This is a genomic window from Oleiphilus sp. HI0125 (genome assembly GCF_001635355.1).
In genome coordinates this window covers 1-10,351 of sequence record NZ_LWGF01000342.1, presented here as the reverse complement: position 1 = coordinate 10,351, position 10,351 = coordinate 1, and the positions used below count along the sequence as shown (strand labels likewise).

General features: G+C 45.0%; 11 protein-coding genes. 3 read left to right on the top strand and 8 right to left on the bottom strand.

The genetic code is table 11. From position 1 onward, the window contains the following. Positions 1-812: MFS transporter (locus tag A3762_RS04890; RefSeq protein ID WP_068754369.1), on the bottom strand; the 812-nt coding region annotated here is incomplete at its 3' end. A gap of 105 nt (positions 813-917) precedes the next feature. On the opposite strand from A3762_RS04890, the gene A3762_RS04885 reads away from it, so the two are divergent. Further along, positions 918-1,898, top strand: a complete 981-nt coding sequence (locus A3762_RS04885) for an adenosine kinase (protein WP_068754367.1) — start codon at positions 918-920, stop codon at positions 1,896-1,898. An 82-nt stretch (positions 1,899-1,980) separates the two neighbouring features. On the opposite strand, the gene A3762_RS04880 is transcribed toward A3762_RS04885, so the two are convergent. After that, positions 1,981-2,697 (bottom strand): nitroreductase, encoded by a 717-nt coding sequence (locus tag A3762_RS04880; protein ID WP_068754365.1) that lies wholly within the window; start codon positions 2,695-2,697, stop codon positions 1,981-1,983. A 154-nt stretch (positions 2,698-2,851) separates the two neighbouring features. Here A3762_RS04880 and A3762_RS04875 point away from each other — a divergent pair, with 154 nt between their 5' ends. Continuing rightward, positions 2,852-3,613, top strand: a complete 762-nt coding sequence (locus A3762_RS04875) for an exodeoxyribonuclease III (protein WP_068754363.1) — start codon at positions 2,852-2,854, stop codon at positions 3,611-3,613. Positions 3,614-4,059: 446 nt separating this feature from the next. On the opposite strand, the gene A3762_RS04865 is transcribed toward A3762_RS04875, so the two are convergent. The 4 genes from A3762_RS04865 to A3762_RS04850 form a co-directional block, all read right to left on the bottom strand. Continuing rightward, a complete protein-coding gene (locus A3762_RS04865) occupies positions 4,060-4,530 on the bottom strand; it encodes a hypothetical protein (protein ID WP_068754359.1) in 471 nt (156 codons plus the stop codon). A gap of 2 nt (positions 4,531-4,532) precedes the next feature. Next, the gene (locus A3762_RS04860; protein WP_068754358.1) at positions 4,533-5,936 is read right to left on the bottom strand and encodes a sigma-54 dependent transcriptional regulator; all 1,404 of its coding nucleotides are present in this window, start codon (positions 5,934-5,936) and stop codon (positions 4,533-4,535) included. Positions 5,937-5,998: 62 nt separating this feature from the next. Then, on the bottom strand, positions 5,999-7,549 hold the full coding sequence (locus tag A3762_RS04855; RefSeq protein ID WP_068480662.1) for a PAS domain-containing sensor histidine kinase: 1,551 nt from the start codon (positions 7,547-7,549) through the stop codon (positions 5,999-6,001). Positions 7,550-7,613: 64 nt separating this feature from the next. Beyond that, complete coding sequence (locus A3762_RS04850; protein ID WP_068754356.1) at positions 7,614-8,549, bottom strand: hypothetical protein; 936 nt, start codon at positions 8,547-8,549, stop codon at positions 7,614-7,616. 77 nt (positions 8,550-8,626) lie between these two features. Between A3762_RS04850 and A3762_RS04845 the strand changes: the two genes are divergently transcribed. Continuing rightward, positions 8,627-9,250, top strand: a complete 624-nt coding sequence (locus A3762_RS04845) for a LysE family translocator (RefSeq protein WP_231876623.1) — start codon at positions 8,627-8,629, stop codon at positions 9,248-9,250. Here the strand turns inward: A3762_RS04845 and A3762_RS04840 are convergent. Continuing rightward, a complete protein-coding gene (locus A3762_RS04840; RefSeq protein WP_068754354.1) occupies positions 9,247-9,852 on the bottom strand; it encodes a trimeric intracellular cation channel family protein in 606 nt (201 codons plus the stop codon). The two genes, A3762_RS04845 and A3762_RS04840, sit on opposite strands and share 4 nt — an antisense overlap. Before the next feature lie 6 nt (positions 9,853-9,858). Beyond that, a partial coding sequence (locus A3762_RS04835; protein WP_156493240.1) for an NAD-dependent epimerase/dehydratase family protein occupies positions 9,859-10,351 on the bottom strand: 493 nt, incomplete at its 5' end.

Here is a 10,351-nt window from a genome sequence, read left to right as displayed (position 1 = left end):
TGTATGAGAAAGCCTGAAAAAAACGAGGGGATATACATCGACATAATATGTATTTGAATCACCCACTTCGTATCTTCGAGCGAGTGCCCCATTAGATTGTGCATTGTCACTGGCGTGGCGGTCATAACATAAGACATAACGGCATAAGCAATGGCCGCCGAGAGAACGGCCACCCAAAACACCGGCTGAGAAGAAATCTCAAAAATTGTCCTTTCTTCTGGTGAAGAGCGCTGTTGGGAATCAACCGGCTTAGGCGCCTTAAATACAAACAAAACAGGCAAACTCAATGCGAGTATGACAGCGAGCAAGACAAACGAGCCACTGTAATGTTGGTCAAATAACTCTCTACCAACCTGCCCGAGCTCTGGGCCAACAAATGCTGCAACAAGACCACCCAGCAGTACGAACGAAGCAGCTGGCGCATGTTGAGATTCATCAACACTTTCCATCGCCGCAAACCGATATTGCTGAATTGCCGCTAGGCCAACTCCTAACAACATCACGAAAAAACAAAATCCCCAAAACGAGGTCTGCTCGATGNNTTGCGCTGCACCAAGTGCTGCGCAAATCATCATAAGAATATTGACGCGAAAAACAGTCGAACGCCCATAACTTTGCATCAAGCGCGCAATAGGAATGACCGCCATAGCCGTACCCACAACGATTGCTGCAACAGGTAACGTGGCCATTGCTTTATCTGGCGCCAACTCACTGCCAATCAAGCCACCGACAAACACAACTAACGGCGCTGTACTCAAACCTAAGGCACTTGCGACTGCCAAAAGCCAAACATTCCTATTTAATTTTTGCACAAACTCTCCTTATGCGAAAAACAGCAGCAAGATGCTTTGCGTTGCTTGAGCTCGATTGTAATAATGCGGGTTTGAATCGCATAAAAATGAAAGGAACAAAAAACTATGCCACGTTACCATGTCTATGGCCTCGGTGCTGCACTTGTCGACACCGAAATTGAAGTCACTGATGATTTTCTATCTCAAGCAAACATCGAAAAAGGTCTTATGACATTGGTAGATGAAGCACGCCAAACAGAGCTTCTCGATCATATGAAAGATCACCTAGTGGGTAGCAAGCGATCTAGTGGCGGCAGTGCGTGTAACTCAATTTATGCGGCAGCTTGCTTTGGCGCATCAACATACTACTCATGCAAAGTAGCTGATGACAATAACGGTACATTCTTCCATGACGACCTTGCTGAGGCAGGCGTCTCTACCGATCAATCAAAACATGAATCAGGTACAACCGGTAAGTGTCTAGTCATGATTACCCCAGACGCTGAGCGTACCATGAATACCTTTCTTGGGATCAGCGAAACACTAAGCATCGAGAACATCAACATCGATGCGTTGAAAGAATCAGAGTATGCCTATATCGAAGGCTATCTTGTTACGTCAGACACAGGACGCGCTGCGGCGATTGAGTTGCGCAAATTAGCTGAACAGCATGGTGTCAAAACAGCACTGTCGTTGTCTGACCCTGGAATGGTGCAATTTTTCGGTGATGGTCTCGCCGACATGCTCGGCGATAAAGTTGATCTTCTGTTTGCCAATCAAGACGAAGCCCTCGGCTGGACAAAGACCTCGAATATCGAAGAAGCTTGTGACGCGATGAAACAATACGCGACAAGTTTTGCGATCACATTAGGTAAAGATGGTGCAATGGTATTTGATGGCATAACACTCTCAAAGGTTGAAGGCGTGGCGGCAAAAGCTATTGATACCAACGGCGCGGGAGACATGTTTGCTGGCGCATTTTTATATGCTATTACTGCTGGAAAGTCCTATGTTGAAGCTGCTTCTCTGGCAAACAAAGCAGCTGCTCAAGTGGTCAGCCAATACGGACCACGCTTAAAAGCAGAGCAGCACCAAGTCTTGCTGTAAGTTCTTGTAGTCATGCTGTAAATCGGGGTCGGAGTATAAATACTCTGATCCCGATATTATAAAAAGCCAAACAAATGGCTCATTACGCCACAGGAAAACAGATTTCTTCTACTGTGCGCTTTTCTGGTTGAAAGCTATTTATTTTGTCATTACTTGGGTAGCCCAAGCACACACCGCAAATTAGCTTGTACTTGTCTTCAATACTAAAGAATGGACGAACATCGCCGCCCCACATTGCAACAGAAGCTTGCGCACATGTCCCAAGCCCTTTATCAGTCGCTGACAGCATCAGATTTTGCAAGAACATACCTGTATCAAGCGCACTGTATTCGGCACGTTCGCCATGAACAAAAATGAACATCGCTACCGACGCATTAAAAAACTCGAAGTTTTTTCGCATCCAAGCATCGCGCGCTGCGCGATCATGTCGCTCAATTCCGAGTACACCATACAAGCCCTTGCCGCACTCAATTGCGCGTCTCTTTTGCTCGGATGGGTAATGAATATCTGGTTTGAAATCGCCATTAGGCAAGGCACCGCTCGTTATACCCCTCACGATTTTAGACACGCCTTTTAAACGCTGAATTTCGATACCCTTATCATACTTTTTCAATAACGCTTCAGCGATTTTATCTTTAGTCGCCCCTTTTGCTATCGCCACACGATACGACTGCGTATTAGAAGAACTTGGTGCTTTCAAAGCATCCGCAAGCAAGGTCTTTATCAAGTCATCACTTACTTCTTGGTCGGTAAAATCACGCGTGCTATTGCGTTTCGTAAGAACGTCTTGGAACTCCATCTTTTATTCAGGCCTCAGGCTTTTTGTTAGAACATGCAGACTAAAAAACTCTGCACCAGATAGAAAGGGCTTACGGTAAAATTAAGTGTTTCGATCTATCAACACCCCATGTAAACTCGCCATCAAAATTTAGTACTTGAACTGGAGATCTTTCGTGCGTTTAGTTTCGTGGAATGTAAATGGTGTTCGCGCCGTAATGAAAAAAGACTTTTTGGCTTCGCTCGAAGAAATGCAGCCGGACGTGCTTTGCCTTCAAGAAACCAAGGCACAAGACGACCAAGTACAGGAAGCACTTGCTGAACTCGAGGGCTACCACATCTACTCGAACTCAGCTGAAAAGAAAGGCTACTCTGGCACCGCGATCATCACGAAAGAAAGACCTCTTTCTATTAAAAATGATATTGGCATCGATGAACATGATACCGAAGGCCGTGTCATTTGCGCAGAGTACGAAGACTTTTATCTCGTCACCGTTTACACACCTAACTCCGGGAGCGAACTCAAACGTCTGCCATATCGTCAAACTTGGGACAAAGCTTTTCTTGAATACATTCAAACCCTAGAACAAACCAAACCAGTATTAGTTTGCGGCGATTTGAACGTTGCTCATAAAGATATTGATCTCGCGCGTCCGAAGCCAAACTACAATAAAAGCGCAGGCTACATGCAAGAAGAAATCGATGGTATGGATGCCTATACCAATGCGGGCTTTGTCGATAGCTTCCGACATATTCATCCAGAGCAAGGTGAGCGTTATTCTTGGTGGAGCTACCGTGCTGGAGCACGTCAGCGCAACATAGGGTGGAGGATTGATTACTTCTTAGTGTCTGACTCTTTTAAAGATCGCATCAAGAATGCAGATATCTTTGATCAGGTGATGGGTTCAGATCACTGTCCAGTGATGATCGAGATATAGACTCGCTACGGTTAATAGATTTCTTGCCTCGAGACTATTAAAGCAAAGTACTTCCTTTCTTGTCGGCAGCAGCCGACAGTGCCTTAAGACCTTTGACGCCAAAGGTCTTAAGAATCTAAACGCGCTCCAGCTCTAGGGCCTTTGGCTTCACTCAAGCTTTTGCTCAAATCGGCGCTGCGGGACTCGCCTTCGGCTCAAACAATCCTCGCTTAATCCCGATTTTCACTCGCAAGCTTTGATCCTTCGAGATAGGGTTATAGGCGTCGAGATTCTTCTTCGTTGGCACCAACCACCCCCTTCTGACTAGATGAGTCGCGCATAGAATAAACAGATTAACGCCGAGGACTGTCTGAACGACCACAGGGAGAGAGTTCCGCAGGGGCTGACTGGGATTGTTAAGGGAGTGTCAGCGCACTCCCTTAACTCGTCCATCAGGACGAAAATTCTTAGTTAAAAAGGACATGAAGCCCTATTTCATTTGCATGTGTTTGGACAAACTTCAAACTCGAACTATTGGAGAAATGTAATAAATCCGTGTAGTCATAACCAAATTGAAGGGCAAACCCTCTTTCGGAAACTAAAAGAAAACCTTCAGAATCATTCAGATGAGGCGCCAATGAAGCTTTAACAGATTGCGTATCAGTCACTCTGTAGTACTGACAATCGTCAAGATTTAACAAGAAACATTCAGCGGAAATCGAAACAAACAGTTGAGACCGCAATGAGTTATAAAATGAAATACGATCGCTATTTGCTAAACCAATATACTCTGAATATTCTGTTCGAGATAACCAGTGATCAAATACGCAGACATAAGCCTTTTTGAAAAAGTTATCACTAGTGCCTTCCAATAACGCATGACGAAAACTCATTAAGAACGGAAGGTCTTTCAAGTCCTCTTGAGAAACAAAAACCAAACCTAATCTAATCCCAACTTCTTCAAACGATACCGCATAGACCGAAAACTCATACCCAGCTTTTTCGCTGCCGCAGTGCGATTCCATTTGGTATCTTGCAGCGCTTTTTCTATCTCTACGCGCTCTATTTGCTCAAGATAATCTTCTAAAGGCATATCCTCTGGTCGAGCCGATATAGAGTCTGTAGAGCTATCTTGGTTGTCGGGCTGAGCGCTCGGCTCAGAAAACGTCTGGGTTGGAGATAAGCGCGGGCTGTTATCTAGCTGCAGATCTTGTTCACGAATAATATCGTCTTCACACAGCGTAAACGCACGTTCAATGATGTTCTCTAACTCACGCACGTTTCCAGGAAAGCTATAGCTTTTAAGCGCTTGCATTGCATTGTCATCGATGGACGCGTTATCGACACCACATTCTTGAGCGATATTCGACAAGAAACGCGTTGCCAATAGCGCTACGTCATCTTGGCGTTCGCGCAAGCTAGGTACCTGCAAGTTAATGACGTTAATGCGGTAGAACAAGTCTTGTCGAAAACTGCCGTCGTCGACCAATGCTTGAAGATCTTTATGCGTTGCACTCAAAACGCGCACATCGACGGCTTCTTCAGACTCACCGCCTACGGCACGCACCGCTTTCTCTTGAATAGCACGAAGCAATTTCACCTGCATATCTAAGGGTAGATCAGCCACTTCATCCAAAAACAAAGTGCCGCCATCCGCCGCTTTAAACAGGCCATCTTTATCTTGATGAGCCCCACTAAAGCTACCTTTTAAGTGTCCGAAAAACTCACTTTCCATCAACTCGCTTGGTATCGCGCCACAGTTAACTGGAATGAATGGCCCATCACGTCTGACACCATTGGCATGAATGGCACGTGCAACCAATTCTTTACCACTTCCGGATTCTCCAGAAATGTATATCGGCGCTTGGCTGCGAGCGAGTTTAACAACCTGTTTGTTGAGCTTTTTGAGTTCGGCACTCTCACCGAGGAGCACCGTTTGATCACTAGGAATTGACTGAGCAAGATCAACTTTTGTTTCAGCGAGTTTAAGCGCACTAGATACAAGTGTGCGTAGTTGCGTTAAATCGACAGGCTTAGAGATAAAATCAAATGCACCCGCTTTTAGCGCCTCAATGGCGGTTTCAACACTGCCATAAGCGGTAATCATAGCTATCGGAATATGACTGTGTTCGCTCTGTATAAAACGCACAAAATCAATACCATTGCCATCCGGCAGGTTCATATCTGTTAAACATAATTGAAAGGTAAACTCTGACAAAGCACGATGAGCTTCTTCGATACAATCAACACTGACGGTATCTAACCCCATACGCATAAGCGTGATTTCGAGAAGTTCTCGAATATCTGGTTCATCATCAATTATTAATACGCATGGTCGAGTCATTTAACGTCTCTACTAGTTTCTATCTCAGTCAATGCTGAAGTCTGTATTCAAATGTTTCTGGCTTAAACAATTCGTTTGTGGTGCGCAAATATAATGCGAAAACAAGCACCGCCACTACTGCTCTCAAGGTAACTTAAGTTTGCCTGATTGGCTTCACACAGTTCACGCGATATATATAGACCCAATCCGGTTCCTGTGCTCTCGGTTGTAAAAAAGGGCTCAAACAAGTGTTTCTGATTCTCTTCCGATACGCCATTACCCGAATCAATGATATCTACGACAGCTTGTCCCGTGCCCGCTTTGCGTGACAAGCATACTTCAACCCCACCCTCGTTCATCGATTTCTCGATGTGGTATTGCGCATTGACAATCAAGTTAGTAAGCACTTGCTCAATCTGAGAAGGGTCAAATCGCGCCAAAGTGTCTTCCTTATTCAGAACGTTCACGCGGATGGGGATAGGAGAATCGCTTTGTTCTCGACACTGATCGACGACTTGCTCAAGCCAAGGTCGGAGTGAAATAGCCTGCACGTCGGGTTGACCACGGCGGCTCAAGGTAAGCGTATTTTCAATAATGCCATTTACTCGCGCGCAATGCCTTTCGATGATGCTAGTCATCTTGCGATCAGCTTCTGTCAATTCTTCTGACTCAGAAAGAAGCTGTGCAGCATGACTAATAGCGCCTAAGGGGTTACGCACTTCATGTGCGATACTAGCTGTTAAACGCCCAAGTGATGCTAGCTTTAATTGTTGCGCGCGCTGAGTGAGCAGACGGGTATCTTCTAAGAAAATAAGCGTATTATTTTTGCCAGCATTTTCCATTCGCGAAAAATTTGCTTGAACTTCAGGTAAGTCAGCACTCATTTGAAATGGCTTACTTCGCACCGTGGGTTGTCGCGACCACGCATCAATACGCTCAATAATTTGTTGAGGCAGGCGCTCTCCTGATTTCATACCTAGTAAATCAGAACATGCTTGGTTAAATGTCAGCACCTTATAATCAGGATCACAAACAATAATCCCAGTGCGCATACTTTGAATAATCTGATGATTAAGAGCTTGCAGCTCTGCGATATTTTTCTGTTGTTTGGCAGCGAGTTCTTCCGTTTGAGAAATACGGCGCGACAAGTTTTGAAGAATAAACGCCGTCGCAAAGTAAATAGCTCCAAATAACCCTGCTCGAGCAACATCGGAGAGCACACTCATATCTTGAATATAACGATCAAACTCAAGCGTTAGCGATAACAGACTTGCCACGGCCGCAAGCGCATACGCAGACACTCCACGAAGCATAATGTTTGCAGCAGCAACTGAAATAATAACTAAATTACTGAGCCCTCCAGTGATGCCCTCACCGGCATAAAACAAGGCATGAAGAAAACAAAGATCTAAGAAACCAAAGAAAAAGATATGGCTATAGTCAGCCTTTAAACGCGAACGATATGCCAGTAAAGAAACTAAAGAAAAGACAAAGTAAGTAGCTGCGATAACTTGAAAGGCTTCAATATCACGAAAATCGCTTACCGCGTATTTTTTAGAAAACGTCACCCCCCACAATAAAGCAGAAATAACGACGCGATAAAGATTGAAATAAGTAAATAAAGAACTCGGCATACTCGGCGCGAATACAATTAAATAAAACGAATAACTTTGAGTATAAACAAGGACTTGAAAAGTGTTAGCTGAAGTCAGGCTCTTTTTCAGATTCTTTAAACATAAAGCGAATCAAAATAGCCATCACTATAATCGACAACAATAAACGACCAAGCAAAATGGGTATCCAATGTGCGCCTAATAATAGAAGCAATAAAGTGTCTTCAATGATGCTATGGCAAAGCCCGAGAAAGCATGCAACGACCTTCATATCCCGTGAATTGATCTCGCCTTTTTTTGCGGCATCAATGAGCAAACCAGCACCAAAACTCAGACCTAACATCAAGCCTACAATCGTGACATGACTCGCTTCGCGGCCAACTTTTAAGAGTTTTGTCAGCGGTAAAAGTAAAAATTCTAGTACTTGATCGAACTTAATAAGGCGTAAAAAACGCAGAAATAGCATGAGAGAGCTCAGTACGACCAATATGCCTGCCAACATTTCGAATTGCGCTCTCACCCAACCCCAAAAGCTGGTATCAGAAACACTGGGGGTCCAGAGAGCCTGACTCGTTTGCTCAGCAAGCGGCGTCACACTGAGACTGAAATAGGTAATCAAAGCAAAGACAAAACCACCGACACAGCGCAACAAGATCGTAATACGCCAAGAAACTCCTAATGCTTTCGCGACTGCCCCCTCAATAGGAATGGCATGAGCCACCAATACAAGCATCGCTAATGTTGTGATTTGCGCGACTGAGTATGAGCCATCACCCAATTCATAAAACACCACCATCGCCGCGTAGATATTTGTCAGAATGCTTGCAGCCCAAACTAAACCAAACTCACTCGGCAAACCAACAATGTTCATTAAGGGGGCAAGCAACGATGCGAGTAATTCTGTCGCACCAAGCTCTTGCAAAATTTTCACAACCATCACTGCTGGAACCAGAATTTTTAATAAAATCCAATACGCTCGTCCAACATCGTTTGCGAAAGTTTTTACTGCTTCTAGCTGCATAATGTCTGTTCTACGAATAATATACGCGGGGCCGGGGTCATTGCCTCATCACTTTTAGGAGTAGCATAACTTTGGATCTGCCAAGCGTCACGGTTTTATCTCTTTTCATTCCGACCTTTTTTATGGTGTCTATCACACCAGGAATGTGTATGACCTTGTCACTCACGCTCGGTATGCGTTTCGGAATGAAAGCCATCTTTTGGATGATGATTGGCGAACTATCGGGTGTTGGTCTTGTCGCGACATTGAGTGCCGTTGGCGTTGCCGCCATTCTTCTCACCTATCCAATTTTATTTAGCGTGTTAAAGATCGGAGGTGGATGTTATCTCATTTATCTCGGTTTACAGATGTGGCTATCAAAAGGAAAAATGGCCATCACCAACGATGCGGCAATGAACACTGTCTATTCTCCTACGGCACTGATCTCGCAAGGGTTTATCACCGCAATAGCTAATCCCAAAGGATGGGCATTCTTTGTCGCTTTGCTTCCACCATTTCTCGACCCAGAACGCGCATTATTCGGACAACTATCTGTGTTACTCGTCTTGATTCTCGTGCTCGAAGCGATGTGCTTAATTATTTATGGGCTTGGCGGAAAGAGTCTTGGGCATTTCTTGGGGGATGAAAAACATCAAAAAACACTCAATCGATGTTCTGGAGCCTTATTAGCAGGCGTAGGTATTTGGTTAATGATGAGCTAGCGTCTGGCCTGAGGAAGATTTACGTTATATCGCATCGCAACAAAACGACTAGCAGTGGCGGCTAGAGCGGCAAGCCCCATACAATATGCTTCAGGCACTCCTTCTGAATGCAGAACCATATACATTAACCCGCCGATAATGGCCGCAGATGCATAGAAATCTGAACGTAAGATCATCGGAATTTCGCGAACAAGTAAATCGCGAATCACACCACCTCCGGTCGCGGTCAAGGTACTCATTAATACAACGCCCACCCAACCAAGCTCATGGCGCACTGCAGTTGCTGCACCAATAGCCGCAAATACGCCAAGACCGATCGCATCTGCAAAACGGACATAGTCCATATGCCTTTCGACGCGGTTAGCAAAGAAGAAAGCAATTAAACCGGCAGCGAGAGCTGTAAAAAAATAGGTCTCGTTAGTAAAGGCTGCTGGCGGGTGCACACCTAGAATCGCATCGCGCATAATGCCGCCACCAAGGCTCGTCGCCAAAGCTAGCACCAAAATACCGAGTAAATCTAAGTGGTATTTTGCACCGTCAAAACCTCCTGACAGCGCAAAAACGAAGACACCAAACAGATCGAAGTACAGCAACCATTCCATCGAAGATTAGGCGTCCTTATTAAGCCATGTCATATATTCACTGACCCCTTCAGCAACCGTCTTGAATGCTTGGTCATAGCCTGCAGCACGTAAGTTAGTCATGTCTGCCTGGGTAAAACTCTGATAACGGCCTTTTAAATGATCTGGGAAAGGAATGTACTCAACCTTTCCTCTGCCGTGAAAATCAATCACCGCGTCAGCCACGGCTTGGAAAGGTTCTGCCGCGCCTGTGCCTAAGTTATAAATCCCAGACTCAGCTTTGTTTTCCCAACACCAAAGATTCACATTGGCGACATCACCTACATAAACAAAGTCTCGCGTTTGACCACCGTTTGGATAACCGTCATAGCCTTCAAACAACTTAGGATTTTCGCCTGCCTTAATCTGCGTATTCAAGTGGAATGCAACACTCGACATCGAACCTTTATGTTGTTCGCGCGGCCCATATACATTGAAGTAACGGAAACCAATCACTTGAGATTCGACTTTAGGCAATATG